Source organism: Parapedobacter tibetensis (genome assembly GCF_024704835.1).
In the GTDB taxonomy this organism is placed as follows: Bacteria; Bacteroidota; Bacteroidia; order Sphingobacteriales; family Sphingobacteriaceae; genus Parapedobacter; species Parapedobacter tibetensis.
Genome location: NZ_JAMXBE010000017.1, coordinates 76,152 through 97,086, shown reverse-complemented (window position 1 = coordinate 97,086; position 20,935 = coordinate 76,152). Strand labels below are relative to the sequence as shown.

The window sequence follows — 20,935 nt, the reverse complement described above, 5'->3', positions numbered from 1 at the left end:
AAATCTATCTTTATTTTTGTTTGAATTTTGTGGATGGTACTTTCACCAACCATGTATAACCACTTTGTACCTTGAAAAAAATTACCATTCTAGATATCGCTAAGGAACTTGACATTACATTCTCCACCGTAGCCCGGGCGCTCAACGACCATCCGGCCATTAGTGTCGCTACCAAAAAGGCCGTGCGTGAGACAGCTGATCGACTTGGATACAGCCCAAATAAGGTAGCCTCATCCTTACGTTCTGGCAAAACAAAGATCATCGGCATTTTGGTACCTCGACTCGACGTGAGTTTTTTTAGCTCGGTTGTACATGGCATAGAGGGGGTGATGAATGAAAATGGGTATACCATTCTACTCTACCAATCGCAGGAATCCGCTAAACAGGAAAGCAAAGGGATAGACACCTTCCTTCGCTCGCGAGCGGATGGTATTATTGCCTCTATTTCCCTGGAAACAGAAGACAATGGAGCATACGATGAAATCAAGAAACGGAACATTCCCTTGGCTTTTTTTGATAGGGTACCACAAGGGCTTGATGTGCCTTCTGTGACCATCGACGATTATCGGGGCGGATTCATGGCTACAGAGCACCTCATAAAAGCGGGCTACCGACGGATTGTGCACATCAACCAATACCGAAACATCAATATTTTCAATGAACGTTTGCGGGGCTACCTTGGTGCACTGAAACAGTACGGTCTTCCCGTAGATGAAAGCCTTATTATCAAAGGAGATTTCTCGCTGGAATTTGGTCGCCAATGTGTGCGTGATTTACTTGCGGAAGGAATTGATTTCGATGCCATATTCACATTGGAGGATTTTACAGCCATGGGGGTGGTACAAGAGCTGAAGGCCGCTGGAAAACGCATCCCCGAGCAAGTTGGCGTAGCGGGATTCGCCAATGAGGCGTTTACGAGTTTAGTGAGCCCCACGATTTCCACGGTTGACCAGCGTACTGTGGAAATGGGGGAAGAGGTGGCACATTTGTTCCTTAAATTGCTTAAGCAGGGCGACTACTATAAGCATAGGCCAGAAAAGATCGTGCTGGAACCCCGCCTTTTGGTACGCGAAAGTTCGTCGCGTTAGATGCCGGGTATGACATGAACGTGTAGGTTTTCATAGTATTCCAGCGGATGTTCGGGATGTTCAAGGCCATCTGGAATGGGCATACCCGAAAACTGCCGGAAATACAGTACACAGGCATTACGCCATATCTTGGCTTCTTCGTATTGCATGGCCAGTAAATCGGCTACTTCCTGAAACGTGTCGTTATTCACCCGGTTCTTTTGCGCGGCCCATGTGGCCTGAATGGCGGCTACAGTTTCCACACCACCATAGTACCGATGACAGAGCTCGTCCCACAGTGTACGTCCGGATTTCATACGGAAATCCCATGGGAGGTGGTGGAACCATAGTAGGTATTCATCAGGGCAAGTCTGCGGATTTTCGAATTTTGCCTGGACTTCCGGGGCGTATTGGCCCAGCGCATCACTTCCGATCGCTGTACGGTCAAAGCCAATTCCATCCTTGTCGGCTTGATGGTAATAAACGGAAGTCCAATCGGCACGCGGTTTATCTTTGATCCAAGGGCCTGGCCCATAATGGTGATCCCAACCCATCAGGTGGTGGAGGCCGAGTGGGGTCATGTAGTTGACTGCCGCTTCGCGCGATCGCATCATCAGCGGCAATACGTCATGGACAAATGTATCATTGTTGCCAAAGGTTTGCCGCAGCCAATCCTCGGCGATGGCACTTGCATCGACATCGGGGTCCCAGGCAAGGCGTCCGTATGCATACCAATTGGCCTGCGCGAAGGGATGACCGGTCCAATTGATGGCTGTGCCCGTATTGGCCACGCCAGCAATGGCTGTCAGCGGTTGGGGATTCATCGATCCGTCGATGACCTGAGCCACCGTGGAATTCGGGCGATGGCGATGTGTGTCCGATTGGAGCACTTCGCTGAACAGCGTGCCTAGATAAACCAGATGGGTCGCAAACCCAAGGTATTCCTGCGTGATTTGGAATTCCATCATGAGCTGCGATTGGGGCATGACACCGAAAAGCGGATGGAATGGCTCCCTGGGTTGGAAATCGATCGGTCCATTTTTTACCTGTATGATGACATTATCACGGAACTGGCCATCCAGCGGCACAAACTCATTGTAGGCTTGTTTTGCCCGGTCTTCGGGTTCAGTGTCTTCATACACGAATGCCCTCCACATCACTACCCCGCCGTAAGGTTTGAGTGCGTCGGCCAATAGGTTGGCGCCATCCGCATGGTTCCGGTCATAATTTTGTGGCCCTGGTTGGCCTTCGGAATTGGCTTTCACTAGAAACCCACCGAAGTCGGGAATATGCCGGTAAATTTCTGAAGCCTTTTCCTTCCACCAGCGCTGCACAGCTGGATTGTGGGGGTCTGCATCGGCCAGTCCACCTAATTCCACCGGTGCACTGAAGCGCGCGGACAGGTAAACCTTAATGCCATAAGGGCGGAAGATATCGGCTAAAGCCGCGGCTTTTTCAAGATACGGCTGGGTGAGTATGCGGGCGTTGGCATTGACATTGTTGAGTACCGTCCCGTTGATGCCGAGTGATGCATTGGCCTTTGCATAGTCGGTATAACGCGGGTCGCGGTATCCGGGAAGCCGGTGCCAATCCCACAATGAAAATCCGGCATAGCCGCGTTCAACCGTACGATCCAAATTGTCCCAATGGTTGAGCAGGCGGAGCTGGATTTTCGGGCATGCAACTTTTGAAAGCTGGGTGATATCCTCACCGCATTGGAGTGAGGCGATGAATGCATATACACCGTAGAGTACGCCTTTATCCGATCCACCTAAAATCACCGTGCAGGGGTTCTCTCCATAAACGCCGCTGTAGATGACATAGGCATCATCATGCTCCGGCAATAGGGCTAGTGCTTCGCTGACTGGCCCGGTAGCGGGAAGGGTGGAAGCGGAGCCCACCAATAGGATGCCAGGTCCATTGGACGTATCGGCGTGCGATGGTTCATGGCCCAGCAAGCCGTTTAGGGCTTCCAGTAGCTCTGCATGGGCGACGCTGTCAGTCTCACCTGTTATCGGAAAAACCAGTGTACGGAGTTGTTCACGGTAACGGATGGCGAGGTCGTTGTCCAAGGGCCGGTAATCCAGCCACATCCGATAGCCGGATTGCGCAAAAATGCACGGCATGCAGGCAACAACCATTATGGTGATGAAAAATAGGTGTATGTAGGGCTTCACGTTGTACATCATGTTCATTACATCAATTGTTTCGGCTGCCGACGAACGTATCTTCCGGCCCGAGGAAACTGGGTTTCAACCCACCCAAATCCAGTACCAGTTTTTGGAGGACCACCCCCGGGCTGACGAGCCAGTAGTTGATCGTGTTTTTCCCGCGCTTGAAGCCAAGCGGTGTCTTGGTGATGCGCGTGCCTTCGGACACCGATCGGCCCCACGACCGGTCGTCGACTGTTGTATTTTCCAGATTGACGGTGACAGGCGTCCCGCCGTTTACCGACAACGCGAACCGGAGCCCCCCGGAGTCCCTGAAATCCAGGGTAGGGGAGACAAACGCGTGCAAGTTAAATTCCCCTGCATCGGCAACGAACACATCAAATGTCAGGTGTGGGGTATGCTCATCCAAGATCTGGTCGCCGGTTGCCCGCGGAAGGGCGGTAATGCCTCCAGCCGTTTTGCCGTAATTGTCCAACGTTTTCCAGGATATCGGAGCCCGTTTGGCGGCGCTGGAGTAATTTAGTGCTTCCATGGCGATGTAGCCGTTTCTTTCGACAAAGGTGTTGGCGGCTTCTTCTCGGCGGAAACGGTTGTCGATTTCAATGGGTAAGGCGATGCGGCTGTTGCCATTGCCTGAAATTTCTACCGTTGCAACGATAATGGAGTCCGTCAGCCGCTCCCAATCGATGCCGATGGGCAGGCGTATTGGGTCGGTGATGGTTCCCTGCCGTTGCGGGAGCAGCACAAATGGGGGCGCATCGATGTGGTAGGTGATCGGCTCTTTGCCGGTATTGAATAGTTCCACGTAGTGGTTTCCACGGCTCAGGCTGTTGAACCTCGGAAAGCGATCGTCCACGCGGTTAGCCCCGGCCCAAGCTTTTCCGGAGCCCTCGATGGCAACGCCGAGCCGGCCTGTTTGCGGCACGGGAATGCGCTGGGCATCGGGCATCACATTCTTTTCCGGCTGTTGCCAATAGGTGTAACCGATGTGGGTTTGATCCATCATGTGTTTCCACTTTCCGCCCGCAAGGGTGTCGTTATAGTACCTGGTAATCCCGGCGTCTCGGTCAAAGATCCGGGCCACCTCGTCGGCATAAAAATTCGCCGTGTTCCGACCCTGTTGCGCGTACAATTTGTTTTTCGCATGGGCTTCATAAAGCGCATATACGTTGCACATGGCTTGGATGGGATGGAATACGAGCTGGTAGAAGGCATCTTGATGCGCCTCGTCCAATACCGTTCGCAGGTATTCCGCGCGCGAAAGCAGATCGTCGTAGTCGCGAACCATGCGGCCCCATTCATTGTAATTGACGAGGCTGTAGGTATTCGCGTTCAGCAATTCGGGTTTGATACGTCCGGCGTATTTGCCATACTGATCGATCAGGTAGGCGATTTCAGGGGCATCCGGGTTCCAGGCCAGGTCGAGGAAAAACGAAATGGGGAATTCCATGGGTTTCAGGTCGCCCACGTTGACGATCCACAACCGGTCGGCGCCATACTCGTGTGCGAGTGTCATCTGTTCCCATATTTTCTTTATAGGGTTAGTATTGATCCATTTATAGTTACGTGGGCCACCCACGTAATCGAAATGGTAGTATATGCCGTAGCCTCCTTCCCGGGGTTGTTCCCCCGGTTGGGGCAACCGCCTCAGGTTTCCCCAATTATCGTCGCAGAGCAGCAGCGTCACATCGTCCGGTACACGCATGCCCTTGTCATAGTAGTCCTGCACCTCTTTATATAGTGCCCATACCTGGGGCGTGCGTTCCACCGGTTTTTGGGTCAGGTTTCCGATGATTTGCCGTTGGTCGCGCACGATCTGCTCCAATAGTGCAATCGCCGTGCCTTCGGTCATGGGCTCATCCCCATCGCCTCGCATGCCGAGCGTAACGACGATTTCCTTGTCTTTCACGCGTTCCAGCCCGGTTTCCCAGAAGTTGCGCAGGGCGGCGTCGTTTTTCTGGTAATCCCAGGGGCCGTTGCCGTAGCGGCGCCATTCATCGTGCGCCCGCGTCAGCGGTTCATGGTGCGAAGTGCCGATGACGATGCCATATTCCTCGGCAAGGACGGGGTTCAGGGGGTCGTCATCGTTGAATGCGCTGCCCCACATCGCAGGCCATAGGAAATTGCCTTTCAGGCGTAGGATCAGTTCGAAAACCTTTTCATAGAACCGGTGGTTGAAGCCGCCGAACGTTTTCGTTGCCCATCCCGATAGGGCAGGGGCCTCATCGTTGAGGAATATCCCCCGGTATTTGACGACTGGGCTTTGGATGGCCATGCGGCTTTTCCGCACGTAAAGCGTTTCGCTCCGGCGTACGGGTACATCTGCCCAATAGTGCCAGGGAGAAACGCCGATTTGGGCGGCAAGCTCATAAATGCCGAAGATGGTTCCCCGTTTGTCGCTTCCGGCGATGACCAGCGCTTGGGTGATGCCGGGCGTTGGGTGGTTAACCACCTCGATGAGTGTACTTTCCCATTTTCCGGCGATACCGGCCACATTGATTTTACCCTGTTCAACCAGGCGGTCGATCAACGGCGCCCGGCCGATGGTGCCGATGATGATGGCGAAGGCACGGTCGTGCCCGTTGAGCTGCACGTTGGCCGACGTGACCCGTTCGATGTCTTCGCGCAGGCTATGGGCGGCGCGAAGGACACCCTTGTGGTCACGGTCATCAACAATGATGGTCGCCGTAGCCTGATTACTCACGATGGGGAATGCGTAGCGGACGTAGCGGGTGGTTACGATGCGTTCCGCGGTCGATGCATCGGCGCAGACCGCGGCAGATACAATCAACAAGAGGAGGAATGTTCTCATAAGTCAAAAGTTTTTGTCATGCTATCAAAAGTTCACGACTTGCCAAAATGCATCTTTCGGCTGCCTGTTTGCATCAAAAAGCGAAGGGTGGTTCTTCCGACCTGCCACGGGATAATAATCGAGCCAGGTATACCCATCATGCGCATTCCAGAAGGTTACGCTTGAAATCACGTTCCGGTATTCGCGGAATACATGGAACGCCATACCATATTGGTCGCTTTGGGCTTGCCGCATTCCGTCGGTGAACGCATCCGCTTCATCAGGCTGTTTTGCGCGCCGTTCTTTTTCCCAGGGGTAAACAGATATGTCCAGTTCAGTGATGTGGATTTCCAGGCCAAGCGATGCATATTGATCCAGCGCCGCGCGGAGTTCGGATTCTGAGGGCTCGAAAATCGACCAATGTGCCTGCAAGCCCACACCATGTATCGGGATGTTCTTATCCTTCAGCCGTTTCAGGAGCGTGTAGATCCGTTTCATTTTTTCCGGTCGTACGCAGTTATAGTCATTGTAAAACAATTTGGCTGTTGGGTCAGCTTCATGGGCAAACTCAAAAGCCTTTTCGACAAAATCATCGCCGATAATCTCTGTCCATTTCGAAGGGCGCAACAAATTGTTCGGGTTATCATCGATGGCCTCGTTGACCACATCCCAAGCAAATATTTTTCCCTTGTAACGTCCAACAACGGTGTGGATGTGCGTCCGCAGCCGTTCGAGGAGCACGTCCCTGGAAACCGGCTGTCCTTGGCTGTCCTCAAAGAGCCAGTTGCCGGCCTGCTGGTGCCAACATAGCGCATGGCCGCGGATTTTCATGTTGTTGGTTACGGCAAAATCGACGATCCGGTCGGCGAGCCTCCAGTTGAATTTCCCTTCCGCGGGTTGGAGGGGAGCCATTTTCATCGCGTTTTCAGCCGTGATGCTGTTAAAATGCCGTTTAATGAAGTCGGCTTCGTCGCCATGGAGGCTTCTCGGGTTAACAGCCACTCCGATGGGGAAGAAGTCAGTGTAGTAGTCCTTCAACCCGGTGACGGGTTCTGGAGGGACGGATGAAGCGCCGAACATCATAGCAAAGCAAGTTAGCAAGATATGCAGGGTATGGCGTCTCGTTGTATGCATGGCAGTCAGTTTCATTTCAAGATTGTTTCAATGATGATTTCCGGATGATAAGTTCAGGATTTAGGATGACGGTACTACTTACGTTGGCATCGTTTTGCCCGCTGATATCATTTAAAATGAGCCGTGCCGCATGCTGCCCCATCTGGTAGCCGGGGTAGTTCACGGTGGTGATGGCCGGTTCGGTTACTTTCGAAATCAGGTCATTGTTGAACCCAACGATGGCGATTTCCTGCGGGATCCGGTAGCCTTGTTCTTTCAAAATCGATATGGCAAATGCGGCGGATGAATCATTGGCAATGAATAACGCGTCGGGCAATTGCGAGACATTGAAGATGCGATTGTGGATACAATCGGCCATGGCTTGCTCACTGAGGTCGTTGGAAATGCAGCGGTGTTCAGCGAACGGGATGCCGTTTTCCTCCAATGCATTGCGGTAGCCCTGGAGCCGGTCACGGTAGACATTCCGTTTCAGGTTGCCGGTAATGTGCACGATATCCCGGCAGCCTTGTCCGATCAGGTGCTTCGTCGCCTCATAACCCGCCTTCAAATTATCCAGCACGATCTTGGTGGCATTGATGGTATCCGGCACACGGTCAAAGAAAACCAAAGGGATTTTTTTTTGGATGAAGCTATCGAAATGACTGAAATCTTCGGTCTCATAAGAAAGCGAGGTGATGAGTCCATCCACCCGGTTGTTGAAATGGGTGATGGCGTTTGACTTTTCTTTAGCCTGCTGTTCCAGCGATTGGCTGATCAGGATGTTGAATCCGCTTTCGTTGACCACGGTTTCGATCCCCGCCAAAACAGACGACATGAACAGGCTGTTCAGCCGCGGCACGATGACACCGATAGTGTGCGTACGTTGTCCCCGGAGGTTGCTGGCGAACTTGTTTGACCGATAACCTAGTTCATGGGCCACTGCAGCGATCCGCTTCTTGGTCTCTTTATTGATGGCGGGGTGATCTTTCAGTCCCCTGCTTACCGTGGCTGCCGAGATGTTCAGCCGTTCGGCGATGTCATAGATGGTGGCCTCTCTATTCATTGTCGATGTTTGTTTGAATGCATGTAATCGACACAAAAGTAGTGTTTTTCGGTGCAACCGATTACGGATTTGTATCCGTAGTCCCATGTTGCTTGGCAAGTAATGAGGGATTCATCGGTTTGAAAATTAGTTGCGCGAAATGGTATGGGTCATGTTTCATGCTTGGATGCCATTATTAGGGTGTCTTTGATTAATTGGTTCCAGCAAAAATGAATATTCCTATTGAATATTGCAACCGATTGCATATAAAGTTTAATTTTTTATCTTATTGATTTACTGACGATTGTATCGTGATGTAACATAGGCAATAATTTCTGTAACATGGTTTTTTCGTGAAAACCGCCTTTGTTGCGATATTAGCTATGCCAAAATAATTTGTGCAATTATAAACGGGGTAGGATTCTCAAATAATGACGTTCGGCCAGAAAGTGAGCCTCCTTGATATGAAGGATGCCATTCTGCCAATAACCAAATAAGGTAAACCCAAAAAACTAAAATTTATGATGGAACCATTGAAACATTTATCGCCCAGTGAGGGTATTTTCGCCAACGTTGGCATGAACCGGCTTTGGGCTGGTCCGATTACCAATTGATGAACCTTTATTAAACCAAGAACAATGATGAAGAGCATTACAAAACTAGTATTCACGCTTGTGTTCGCATTCTCGGCACTGCTCAATGCATCGTCGGCATTAGGCCAAACGCGGACCGTAAGCGGGCAGGTGACCACCGAAACCGGTGAACCCCTGGCGGGGGTTTCGGTACAGGTGAGAGGAACAAATATCGGCACGACCACCGATGCCAATGGAGCCTTTTCGGTGAGTGTACAGGCGGGCGCGGTCCTCGTGGTTTCAAACCTCGGCTACGTACGCCAGGAGGTCGCGGTGACAAATGAAACCATCATTCGTATCCAACTTGTTGCCGAAACAAGTGCTTTGGAAGAAGTCGTTGTGGTGGGTTACGGCACACAACGCAGGGAAGCGGTAACGGGTTCGGTGGCGTCTATCGGTGGAGCGGATTTGCGAGAGGTGCCATCGGCTAATTTTTCGCAGGCACTGCAAGGGCGCTTGCCGGGGGTGGAGCTAACGCAGACCTCGTCCCAGCCGGGTGGTACCATGCAGGTCCGCATCCGCGGCTCGCGCTCGCTGACAGCCAGTAACGATCCCTTGATCGTACTTGATGGAATCCCCTTTGTGGGATCCCTCAATGACATTAACCCCAACGACATCAAAAGTATCGATATCTTGAAGGACGCCTCCGCGACAGCCATCTACGGTTCGCGTGGTGCCAATGGGGTGATCTTGGTTACTACCAACAAAGGGCAAATGGGGCAGAAAGCACGGGTAAACTATAACAGTTTCACAGGCGCGAAAAAGGTGTTTGGCAAGTTCCCCATGATGAGTGGGTCTGATATGGTAAAGCTCCGACAGTTGAATATACCTTACACGACCTATGGGCAAGACGAAGGCGAGGATGTGGACACCGACTGGCAGGACTTGCTGTACAGGACCGCTACCATGACAAGCCATGATGTGAGCATCTCAAGCGGTACCGAACGTGGCAGCTACAACTTCGGTGGTGGCTACCTGCTCGATCAGGCCGTAATACCTACACAGCAATTCAGCCGTTACGCACTACGTGGAAGTATCGACCAGGAGGTGGGCAAACACTTCCGTTTCGGCATCACCACTAACAACAATTATAACCTTACGGAAGGTACGCAGGTGAATGTGGGAGGCCTCTTAAGGATGACACCCGTTGCCAACCCGTTCAATGAAGACGGCTCATGGAAGCGGACCGTAAGGACGGCTATCGATGAGCCGTGGGTATATTCGAGGGAAATTGTAGAAAGCCTGAAGGACCAGTGGTTGAGCGAATCCAGGGGATTTGCGAGCTTCAATTCGCTGTACGGCGAAGTGCAAATTCCCTGGGTGGAAGGCTTGAAGTTCCGTGCCAACCTCGGTTTGGATTATCGCCAGAACAATGGAGGTGCGTACACCGGGGAGGGGATAAACAGCACCAACCCCACTACCATTTCCTCCGCATCGATCAGCAACTCGCACACCTACCATTGGTTGGTTGAAAACCTGTTGACTTACGACCGGACGTTCGGCGGAGCCCATAATTTAAATGTGGTGGCCTTATATTCGGCCGAGCAGAACAAGTTCAACCGTTCCCGTGTCGTGGCCACGGGTATCCCCGCAGACCATTTCCAGTTCTACAACCTGGGGCATGCCACAGGTGAGATCACTATCCCGCCCGGCGATCAATGGTATGAAGTATGGGGGTTGATGTCGTATATGGGGCGCGTGATGTACAGCTATGATGACCGTTATATGTTGACGGCCACCCTACGCTCCGATGGTTCGTCTAGGCTAGCTCCTGGTCACAAATGGCATATTTATCCAGCGGTATCCGCAGGTTGGAATATTGCGCAGGAGTCTTTCATGGAGGGTATGGATAAGGTCAATATGTTAAAGTTGCGTGTGGGTTGGGGTCAAACCTCCAACCAGGCTGTTAACCCATATGCAACTCTTGGGTTGTTGGCTACTCGACCCTATAATTTTGGAAGCGAATTCGCGGTTGGTAATTTTGTATCACAATTGCCTAGCCCGCATTTGGGGTGGGAGTTTTCCAATACTGCGAATTTCGGCTTAGACTTTTCGCTGTTGAACCATCGACTGTCGGGAACGGTTGAATACTACATTACAAAAACCGAAGATTTGTTGCTGAACAAGGGGTTGCCTGCTACTTCAGGCGTGAGTTCGATAACGGAAAATGTAGGTCGCACCCAGAACAAAGGGATTGAGCTTGCGCTGAACGGTACGATTTTGGACAATCACAACGGTTGGACTTGGGAGGCTGGTTTCAACCTTTACGCCAACCGTAACTTATTAGTGTCGTTAGCTTCAGGAATGGACAGAAATACAAACAACTGGTGGTTCGTTGGCCATCCCATCGATGTGATTTTCGACTTCGAGCGCATCGGGCTTTGGCAGGAGGACGACCCGCACCGGGGTATCCTCGAACCGGATGTGAACTCACTGGGCATGATTAAAGTGACATATACCGGAGATTACGATGCAAGCGGAGTACCCACTCGGCAGATTAATGATGATGATAGGCAAGTTATTAGCTTACAACCTAACTTTCAAGGTGGGTTTCACACGCGTGTGTCCTATAGGGGGTTTGACTTGAGCGCTGTGGGAGTATTTAAAAATGGGGGTATTCTCAATAGTACCATTTACGGATCAGGTGGATATCTCAATTTGTTGAATGGGCGAAACGGGAACATGGCTGTCGATTACTGGACACCGGACAATACAGGGGCTAAGTACCCCAATCCCGAAAGCTACAGAAGCGGAGATAACCTCAAATATATGAGTACCATGGGGTACTTCGATGCATCGTACCTGAAGATACGCACCATAACACTAGGATATGATTTCAGCCAGCTTAGGGGTTCGGATATCAATCTGCGACTATATTTTGCCGCCCAGAACCCGTTCGTCATGTTCTCGCCCTACCACCGGGAATCGGGCATGGATCCCGAAACGAACTCATTTGGAGACCAGAATGCGGCGGTTGGCTTGCCCCAGAGCGTGAGCCGCATCCTTACCTTGGGTACGAATACGCCCAGTACACGCAACTACCTACTTGGTGTTAACCTTACATTTTAAAAGAAAAACGATGAAACGGATACATATCACTTCTTATCTTGCAACAGCGTTGATGACGTTGGTTATGGTTTCCTGTACCAAGATATTGGAGGAGGAGCCGCGCCACATTTTTGAGCCCGGTTTTTTCACGACAGAAAAAGGTGTTTATGGTGGGTTGACATCTATGTATGCTCACTTGCGCTGGATTTACGGACAGCCCTACTATTACAATACCTTGGAAACTGGTACAGATGAATATACATATGGACAAAGTGCAGATGGTAATTTTCTTGTAATGGATATCAGTGGACAGGGGGAAATCACACCCGCTGATAGTCGTTCCGATGCCATTTGGGGGGTTACGTTTAGCAACATCAATACCGCTAGCGGCATTATCGAAAATGCGGAATCAGTAGGTACGATTCCTACCGCGCTGATTGCCGAGGCCCGGTTCTTCCGTGCGTTCGACTATTTCCTGCTGGTACAGACATTTGGCGGTGTGCCGTTGGATTTGGGCGCTGGAGAGCTGATGTTCAATACGAGCGCATCGACTACTTCCGTGCGCAATACAGTACCCGAAGTTTACACAAAGGCGATATTCCCCGATTTACTGACGGCAGTCAACGATTTGCCTGTTGCGGGACGTGTGACCGGTGGCGCTACGAAAACCTTGGCTCGTCTTTACTTGGCAAAGGCCTATTTGACCTACGCTTGGTGGTTGGAAAACCCGAATAATATCCCGACATATCCTGAAGCTGCCCGGGTTGATCCAGATGGACATGATGCCCAGTGGTATTTCCAGCAAGCATATAATATCGCTACGCAAGCGATTGATGATCCTGGACCTTTCGGTTTGGTGGAAACATTTTATGATTTACATGTGGGTGGCAACGACCGAAACAATGAAATGCTCTTGTACGCTGACCATACCCAGGATAGTGAGTTTTACAACGGTACTTGCATCAATTGTTTTGCTGGCACCGATGCAGGGGGGAATGCCGCCGCTTGGATGGTGACGTGGAACTACACGGAAATCAAAAGTGCAGCTAATCCCGATGGAACTGGTGGCGGCGTAGTTTCTGTGGAACGTGAGGCGGCACAGGCCTTGGGACGGCCTTGGACCCGCATGGCGCCCACGATCGGAGCGATTGAGAATACGTTTGCCGATAAGACACTTGATTCACGTTACGATGGAACTTTTGCAACCGTTTACAGAGGCAACTGGCCAAAGGGCGGAACAACCAATACGGTCTTGTATAATGCTAATGATTTGCCAGTTTACCCAGAGGATGCTATCTTGACGTTTCTGGATGATGAATCACAAGCAGGTGATATCGTTTATCCGACAGGTGCAAATTTCCCGGGAAAGGACTACTCGGGTGTCGGGGCTGGGGTTTTACCTGGCAGGTCCGATTTTGTGATATCGCCCCGTGGCATCGGTCGCCGCGTGTTTCCTGGGCTTTGGAAGATAGGTACTTACCGTACGGACAATGGCAGTGGCGTTGGGCAACCGAACGCCAACCTCACCCGTCCGTTCAAAGTCGCGAAGTTCTCCGAATTGTATTTCGTGGCCGCTGAGGCCGCAGTAAAGGGCGCATCCACGGTAGCGGGCAAGAATGCGCGTGAACTCATAAATGTTGTTCGTGCGCGAGCCGGAAAATGGCGCTGGCATAACAACGGCAATGTGGGGAAAATCGAAGATAACAGTGCGGCGATGGTAGTGGCTACACCGGCAACCATTGATATCAATTATATCTTGGCGGAGCTTTCACGCGAATATTTCGGTGAAGGTTACCGGTGGTTTGATCTGATCCGGACGCAAAAGTGGAATGCACTTGCTACTACCTACGAGATTTGCGGAGCTAATTTTGGAGATCATACTCCACAAACCATTACACGTAGCATCCAACCGTATCATTATTTACGCCCCATTCCGCGAGATCAGATTGATGCCTTGGAAATGAGTGCAGCGGAGAAGCAAGCTTATCAGAACCCGGGGTATTAGACGGCGCATTAAATGTCTTACTAAGCTAATGATGTAAAATAAGGCTGCTTTTGTAGCGGCCTTATTTTTACTTATCTGCTATGCTAGCCTGTACACCGTTTTACAGACAGATGCCAACTATGAAAAACATCGGATTTTCTTTAATCGCAGTTGCCATTGTTGTTTTTTCATGTACGCATCGTACAGTGGACAAAAGTCCCATTAACGATAACGTGGTGCTGCAGGTCGCCGATGTCCGTATAACGGCATACGAACTGGAAAAAAACCTCAAGCGGTTTAAGGAAGCTTACCAAGATACGGCCAGCATGGAGCCTGGCGAGAATGACGTTGAAAAATGGATACAGGAGTTTATTAACCGGGCCTATTTCCTGGCAGACGCTTATGAAAGGGGGTATCACGAACAAGCGGAGGTGGCTCGCGGGGTAGCAAGCATGGAAAAACTGATGATAGCGCAACGGAGGGGTATCCTGGAGCAGTTTCTGATCGATAAGATGCAACCTCTGGACCAAAAAGAGATTGACCTGGCACGCGAACGGAACAGGAAGAAAATCAGCATAGCATACCTGAAGTTTAAAGACTTCAATACCGCCACGCATTTTATCGGCGGGAATCAGTTAAAGGGGTTGGCGGAATTCGATGAGGCCATTGGACGCAGCATTGGACATCAAAACGTTATCCATGGGGAAGCGGTGATCGAGTGGCCTTTTGTGGACTTCTGGGAGTACGGCGAGTACCTGTTCAGTATGAAGAAAGGCGAACTGACCCCGATACTGATGTTTCAACATGGGGCTTATTTGTTCTATATCAAGGATACGGCAATAGCGGATGAGCCTGCGCCGACCGATGAAATCATCCAAAAGCTCAACTTTCAGCAGGAAGTAGAAATAGTTGCAGACTACCAAAATGAAGTTAATGGTAATACTCATATTATTTATAATCCAGATGCACTTTCCAAATTCAACAAGATACTTTCTAAACTAGTCCCGCTCCATGAATTTGAAAAACAACACTTTCATGAGATTTTGTCGGAAAATGCCTTTACTTTCATTGTAGAAGAAAAGCAAGCCCAACATTCAATAGCTGATTTCATAGATTATTATAACTACTTGCCCTTTAAACAGGAAATAAGGAGTACGGAACAAATAGGGCATATTATACGATCATGGGTTTACAGTGAGTATTCATACGCGAAGGCAGAAAAGCTGGGCATAACCAATGATCCGGAGTTCATACTAGACCGTGAGAATTACCGCAAGAATCTTATTTACAGTTATTATGAAACGGAGGAATTAAAAAAGTCAATCAAGCTGTACGATGAAGCAATCGCTGACTGGTACGGCACAAACAAAAGCAGGTATGTCAAACCGGATGGTGTAAATGTTTCGATTTTTTCTTTTGACAACCTGCAGAATGCAGGAAAGGGAATCGTGGACATCATGCAAAACCGTCGCGATACAGCTCGACTAACTTCACTAAAAGGCCTGCGGGATATCCAATGGAATACCAACATGGGATATGGCCAACCTTTTTTCCCTCCCAAGGTAATGCAAAGGCTGCTGTTTATGGAAAATGACCAGGTTTTGCCTCCCCATGAGCTGGGCGATAACTATTCAGTGATTGTTAAAAATTATGATTACGGACAACAGGCCACGCCATTGCATGAAGTGAGGGCGGAAATTATTCGGGAAATGGAAGCATTTAAACTGCTGGAAATCAAGCGGGGGAAACTACCGGGTTTGAAAGCTAAGTATTCCTGCATCAATAAGATAACGCCCGAAAAATATCGGCAATACCTTTAAATACTAACTGCAAAAGACTAACTCCCATAATTAATTATTGACAAAATTTTAAAAATTAGAAACTATGAAAACACGAGTTTATTCAATTTTGGCACTGCCGTTATTATTGTTAACGGTAAACTTCACATCCGCAAAAGCACAAACTGGGACGTATTGTGATGACTATTACCGTTTTTGTGTGGCTACCTCACACCAAGGTTGGGATATGCAAGATGCAAATGCAGGGTTTTACGGTACGGTTTCTTCAGGTATTTACTATAGCGCTTCTATTACAGCTTATACGGGCTACCATAGTGGATATATCTGGATATTGTATTATGGAGGAAGCTATATTCTTCAAAGCAACAATGAAGGTTCTAAAGCCCAAAACGGTACATTTAGCACTTCTGGACAACAATTGATTGAGGTCTATGTGCAGGCGAGTAATGCACAGTCTTTTGCGTCAGTTGGGTGGTAATTTGAAATAATGTGTTGATTCATCATAATATGGTTAATGATGTGCAACATCTCAAGTTACTTTTTCTAGTACATATTTAATACTTCTTGGGAGTTAGTTTTTTTCAAGTTCATTGATGCCTGACCGAAAGCATAGCCTTGGGAGGCTCTCCATTGATTGATCGCCTGCGTATAAAATTGTACATCAGATTCTTTGAAAAAGTTGTGATGGCTATGGTGCCTTGGAAATGAGTACATCGGAGAAGCAAGCTTACCAGAATCCCGGTTACAACTAAGCAAATAAAATAAGGCTGGCTAATAAAAAAAGCGGCACCTCCTTTCGGAAGTGCCGCTGTCCAGTCCGCCCAGCCGGCGGATGGAAAATGTACAAGGCAGGCCTTAAATCACCGTGGCCGTTACGCTGTCGCTGTAATTCAGCACATCGGGGTTGTTGCCGATGTAGGTGCAGCGGAACTCGTACACCGCGAACTGCTCTAGGCCTTCCAGTATACGTGAAGAGCCATGGGAGTCCACCTCAATCCACGGGTTGCCGCTGTCCAGCTTGCGGTAGGCAAAGCGGTACGACCGCGCCGTGCGTTCCGGGGCGACTTTCAGCGTAATCCGCCTCGAACCGAGCGATCCGTTGATTGCACGTACGTCCGTTGGCTGTGGGCAGGTTCCCTTGGGCTGGCGGGGCTTGGTATGGTCGAATCCGGCGGCTAGGATGATGGTCGGGTCGCCCTTGGCCACCCGCTGCACACCCATGGCAAGCAACTGCAGTCGGCCTTCCAGGATGCCCCGTACCTGGTTGCGCACCGCAGTGTCCCGTTTGCCGCCCCGGATGGCTTCTGCCACCACCTCGCGGTAGTCGGCCAACTCGGTTCCCAACCCGGCCACTTCCTCCGCTAGGTCAGCAAACAGGCTGTTGCCACCCATGTTGGTGAATACTTTCTCCGCGGCGTGGTCAAGTGTTTCCGAACTCTTCCGCTTGAAACTGAATTTGGGTTTGTAATACATAATCATTGAATTTTAAGTGTTTAAAAATTGCATTGGCACCAGTTAACCGAACAGGTACCAATAACTTCGTGAATTAATCCGCAGGTTCGGGTTGATGGGTCTGGTTTTACCGGAGATATCCGGGGGTTCGGGGTTGATTGTTATGCTGGAACGTCATTCCGGGTGGGTTTTTGGCGTTTTTGAACGTTTGCAAAGAAGCGTTGAAAGCTTACAAAAGGTTTTTGGACACTTGCAAGGAACCTTTGCACGCGAGCAAAAACGCATTTTCCGGGAGCGGAGGTCCCCAGAAAGGGGTGCGATGGTATGTCAAAGAACGTGGGGTTACCGGATCCGTTTGGGGGCCCCCCATATTATAAAGGTCGGTACAATGCACGGGAAGGACGTTCGTTATCGTGCCATTTTTCGAGCAGGATGGGGCCTTTTTTGGCACGATAACGAACATATCTATTTAAAAGACTGAATTGTAACTGGTTATCGGTATGGGTCATAGGCTGCCCTTGGTTTTCGAACAGCCGGTACAGGTAGCGGGGCGATCGCTCCGTGACCAGAACCGCAAGCTTCAACTACTTCGCTACAGCCGGATTTCCGGGCCGACCTTTCTTCTCCAATCTGGAAAAACACTCCCGTATCTGAATCAGTGCAACCGATTGCAAGTATTTGTCTGTATTTTAACTGGCTGGTTTATTGTTATTTAATGGTGTATGTAACATAGTCAATGATTTCTGTAACATGGTTTTTTTGAGTTTTTGAAACCATGATGTATCATTGCATCCAAGTTATCCGGCGGATATGCCCAAGGATAACGGCCAAGATTGATAACCTATATTGTCTAAGCTAAATTATGAATGCCAACGTTTGCTTTCTAACGCTTTACAAATGTATTGATAACCTTTATATGTTTTTCTCCGACGATTCCATGGGCCGGAACAAATGGAATCGAATGAAAAATAGGATAACCGATATCTTGTCATGTTGCAAGTCTGCAAGTGGCATTCTCGTGCTTTTGCTGGGCCCGGTGATGCTGTCCAGCGCACAAACCGCACCGGGCGAACCGCCGTTTACACCTGAAAAGTCGGTTGCATACTTCGATTATTTCCATTATGCGGGTAAGGATGCTTACTACGAAGCGCATGCATTGCCCGGGCCGGAGTACTTTTATAACCCCGTTTTGCCGGGCTGGTATTCGGATCCTAGTATATGCACTAATGGCGATGACTATTTCCTCGTTACCTCCACATTTTCCTATTTTCCCGGCGTGCCGATTTTCCATAGTAGGGATCTGGTGAACTGGAAGCAGATCGGACACGTGCTGGATCGCCCCTCGCAGTTAGAGCTTTCCGGGCAGCGGATTAGCGAGGGTATTTTTGCACCTGCAATCAGTTATAATCCATACAACCAAACCTATTACATGATTACGACGAACATCCGGAAAGGTAATTTCTATGTCAAAACAAAGGATCCATTCGGCCCGTGGTCGGATCCCATATGGCTGCCCGATGTGAAGGGCATCGACCCCTCTTTTTTCTTTGATGACGATGGCAGGGCATACATCTTAAACAATGATGCGCCTGATGGCCCCCCGCTTTATGAAGGGCACCGTGCCATCCGCGTCATCGAATTTGACGTCGATGCCGACAGGACAATCGGGGAAAACAACATGTTGGTCAACGGTGGCGTCAACCTTGCCGAAAAACCGATATGGATTGAGGGACCGCATATTTATAAGATCAAGGGGCAATATTACCTCATGGCTGCCGAAGGGGGAACCAGTGTGCAGCATTCCGAGGTGATATTCAAGGGGGATGCGCCCATGGGCACGTTCAGCCCTTGGGGTGGAAACCCCATCCTGACACAGCGGCACCTCGACCCCAAGCGGCCGAATCCGATTACCAGTGCGGGCCATGCCGACCTGATCCAGACCAAAGAAGGCGATTGGTGGGCGGTGTTCCTAGCCTGCCGCCCAATAGATGGACAGTTTGAAAACCTAGGCCGGGAGACATTCCTGATGCCGGTAACGTGGAGTGAGGATGGGTTCCCCTACTTGACGCAGGGTGAAGACATCATCCCCATGGTGTTGAAACGCGATGGCGTAACACGTGATCCCGATTCGCGCCTGGGGAATTTTCCCATTGCTGACGATTTCATGTCAAGTAAGCTTTCCCACGACTGGTTTACATTACGTACACCGGCTTCCGAGCTGTACGCCCTGGATAGGCAGCGGGGATATCTGGCACTGACCCCCGTGCCGGTCAGCGTGCGGGAACTGAAAACGCCGGCATTCGTTGGCCGCCGCGTGCACCACCACAGCTACGAGGCTACGACACGGCTCGTATTCGATCCCGCTGACGGAACCGAAGCCGCGGGGATCCTTTTGCTTAAGGATGAAAAGCACCAGTACTTTTTCGGCATCCGGCGGGACGATGGCCATTTCGTGGCGTTTCTGGAAAAAACCGGCCCGGATGAGGTGGAGATCTTGGCGGAACAACCCTTGGCTACAACGGGCAGCGCGTTCGATCTGAAGGTCGATTCCAAGGGTACGCATTTCGATTTCCAGGTCGGCGATGGGAACGGGGGATGGCAGGCCGTGATTGATGGGGTGGATGCACGCCATCTTTCCACAGCAAACTCGTTCGGATTTACGGGCACAACCATCGGTTTGTACGCCATTAAAATGAATAAACTTGATGAACGAGACAATAGATAGCATATCATATTAACCAATATTAACCAATTCAAAACTATGATGAGAAGACCAACTTAATACCCAGACTGACAAAAACCGATTTTTTTGTATAAATCATCCACTCTGCTATTGCGGTGGAGGAGGAGATTACATCCTTTAGTTCAGCAAATCAATGTTAATCAAACTAATTGAATGAACATGATATTTATTTTTTATCAGAAAAGATTTTGGAAAGACTTATGGGGCTTCCGGAACGAACGCTGGTTCTGGTAGCTCTTCTTCTTCTCCATTAGGTTATGTTTTACTGAAAGATGAAAACATTATATAGCTACGTCAAAGCGCTACTATGCATGTGGAACTGTGGTACTTCATTCAAGGAAAATGTTGTCCTTCAAGTTGGTGATTTCACGCTATCTCAAGATGAATTTGATTTTCTAATGCAGAAGCAAATGGATAGAAAAATTCCGCGGAGCCAACAATACGAACACCTATTAAACGGGGCCTACTGGAGCATGGGTTGGAAAGTGAATTGGTGGGCTAGGATGCTAGGCGGAAATCGCGCGTGGAAATTGATCAGGGATCAGCTTACGTCGGTTACCGATAATAAAGACGGAGGTGGAAGCTATCCGAACTTGTTTGATGCCCATCCTCCTTTCCAAATTGATGGTAATTTCGGCTGCACTTCGGGAATAGCTGACATGCTGGTGCAAAGCCAAGACGGCGCCATGCACTTATTGCCTGCTTTGCCAGACGCTTGGAAGTCAAAAGGTAGTGTAAGTGGGCTTAGGGCTATAGGGGAATTCATCATTGAAGAATTAGCATGGGAGGAAGGAAAAATCGTGCATTTGACAATCAAGTCTGACGTGGGGGGCAATCTCCGCCTGAGGACACGGGAACCCATCAGAAATAAGAAACTCACATCGGTGGCCAACCCGATCAATCCGAATGGGTTCTTCTAAGCACCTGATGTGAAAAAACCATTGATTGTGGATAAAACTGAAACGGGAAGCCTGGATTTGCCAAAGGTGTATGAAGCCGATTTGGAAACAGAAAGAGGCAAAAGTTACCGGATTATTTGAGATATGCCTAAGGATGTGTAGGTGCTCGTGAATTGCGTTGACTATAATGAAGC

Annotated in this window: 13 protein-coding genes; 7 read left to right on the top strand and 6 right to left on the bottom strand. The window is 49.8% G+C overall.

Annotated elements, in window-relative coordinates; genetic code table 11:
• The first annotated feature begins 71 nt into the window (after positions 1 to 71).
• Complete coding sequence (locus NF543_RS21560; protein ID WP_257670271.1) at positions 72 to 1,088, top strand: LacI family DNA-binding transcriptional regulator; 1,017 nt, start codon at positions 72 to 74, stop codon at positions 1,086 to 1,088.
• Here NF543_RS21560 and NF543_RS21555 read toward each other — a convergent pair.
• The 4 genes from NF543_RS21555 to NF543_RS21540 are packed head-to-tail and all read right to left on the bottom strand — an operon-like array spanning position 1,085 to position 8,205.
• A complete protein-coding gene (locus NF543_RS21555) occupies positions 1,085 to 3,256 on the bottom strand; it encodes an alpha-glucuronidase family glycosyl hydrolase (RefSeq protein WP_257670270.1) in 2,172 nt (723 codons plus the stop codon). The two genes, NF543_RS21560 and NF543_RS21555, sit on opposite strands and share 4 nt — an antisense overlap.
• A gap of 10 nt (positions 3,257 to 3,266) precedes the next feature.
• The gene (locus NF543_RS21550; RefSeq protein WP_257670269.1) at positions 3,267 to 6,050 is read right to left on the bottom strand and encodes a glycosyl hydrolase 115 family protein; all 2,784 of its coding nucleotides are present in this window, start codon (positions 6,048 to 6,050) and stop codon (positions 3,267 to 3,269) included.
• A 24-nt stretch (positions 6,051 to 6,074) separates the two neighbouring features.
• Positions 6,075 to 7,163 (bottom strand): endo-1,4-beta-xylanase, encoded by a 1,089-nt coding sequence (locus NF543_RS21545; RefSeq protein ID WP_257670268.1) that lies wholly within the window; start codon positions 7,161 to 7,163, stop codon positions 6,075 to 6,077.
• A 16-nt stretch (positions 7,164 to 7,179) separates the two neighbouring features.
• Complete coding sequence (locus NF543_RS21540; protein ID WP_257670267.1) at positions 7,180 to 8,205, bottom strand: LacI family DNA-binding transcriptional regulator; 1,026 nt, start codon at positions 8,203 to 8,205, stop codon at positions 7,180 to 7,182.
• 620 nt (positions 8,206 to 8,825) lie between these two features.
• Between NF543_RS21540 and NF543_RS21535 the strand changes: the two genes are divergently transcribed.
• The 4 genes from NF543_RS21535 (at position 8,826) to NF543_RS21520 (ending at position 16,125) form a co-directional block, all read left to right on the top strand.
• The gene (locus NF543_RS21535) at positions 8,826 to 11,885 is read left to right on the top strand and encodes a SusC/RagA family TonB-linked outer membrane protein (RefSeq protein ID WP_257670266.1); all 3,060 of its coding nucleotides are present in this window, start codon (positions 8,826 to 8,828) and stop codon (positions 11,883 to 11,885) included.
• Between the two features lie 10 nt (positions 11,886 to 11,895).
• Positions 11,896 to 13,869, top strand: coding sequence for a RagB/SusD family nutrient uptake outer membrane protein (locus NF543_RS21530; protein WP_257670265.1), 1,974 nt, complete (start codon positions 11,896 to 11,898; stop codon positions 13,867 to 13,869).
• Between the two features lie 119 nt (positions 13,870 to 13,988).
• Positions 13,989 to 15,668 carry a peptidylprolyl isomerase gene (locus tag NF543_RS21525; protein WP_257670264.1) on the top strand — a complete coding sequence of 560 codons (1,680 nt, stop codon included), beginning with the start codon at positions 13,989 to 13,991 and terminating at the stop codon, positions 15,666 to 15,668.
• A gap of 64 nt (positions 15,669 to 15,732) precedes the next feature.
• Positions 15,733 to 16,125: a hypothetical protein gene (locus NF543_RS21520; protein WP_257670263.1), complete on the top strand. Its 393-nt coding sequence runs from the start codon at positions 15,733 to 15,735 to the stop codon at positions 16,123 to 16,125.
• Positions 16,126 to 16,502: 377 nt separating this feature from the next.
• Here NF543_RS21520 and NF543_RS21515 read toward each other — a convergent pair whose 3' ends face one another.
• Together NF543_RS21515 and NF543_RS21510 are read right to left on the bottom strand one after the other, a co-directional pair.
• On the bottom strand, positions 16,503 to 17,120 hold the full coding sequence (locus tag NF543_RS21515; protein WP_257670262.1) for a fibronectin type III domain-containing protein: 618 nt from the start codon (positions 17,118 to 17,120) through the stop codon (positions 16,503 to 16,505).
• 350 nt (positions 17,121 to 17,470) lie between these two features.
• Positions 17,471 to 17,683 carry a hypothetical protein gene (locus NF543_RS21510; RefSeq protein WP_257957544.1) on the bottom strand — a complete coding sequence of 71 codons (213 nt, stop codon included), beginning with the start codon at positions 17,681 to 17,683 and terminating at the stop codon, positions 17,471 to 17,473.
• 377 nt (positions 17,684 to 18,060) lie between these two features.
• Here NF543_RS21510 and NF543_RS21505 point away from each other — a divergent pair, with 377 nt between their 5' ends.
• Together NF543_RS21505 and NF543_RS21500 are read left to right on the top strand one after the other, a co-directional pair.
• Positions 18,061 to 19,824 carry a glycoside hydrolase family 43 protein gene (locus NF543_RS21505; protein WP_257670261.1) on the top strand — a complete coding sequence of 588 codons (1,764 nt, stop codon included), beginning with the start codon at positions 18,061 to 18,063 and terminating at the stop codon, positions 19,822 to 19,824.
• A 290-nt stretch (positions 19,825 to 20,114) separates the two neighbouring features.
• Complete coding sequence (locus NF543_RS21500; RefSeq protein ID WP_257670260.1) at positions 20,115 to 20,762, top strand: glycosyl hydrolase family 95 catalytic domain-containing protein; 648 nt, start codon at positions 20,115 to 20,117, stop codon at positions 20,760 to 20,762.
• Positions 20,763 to 20,935: the final 173 nt, after the last annotated feature.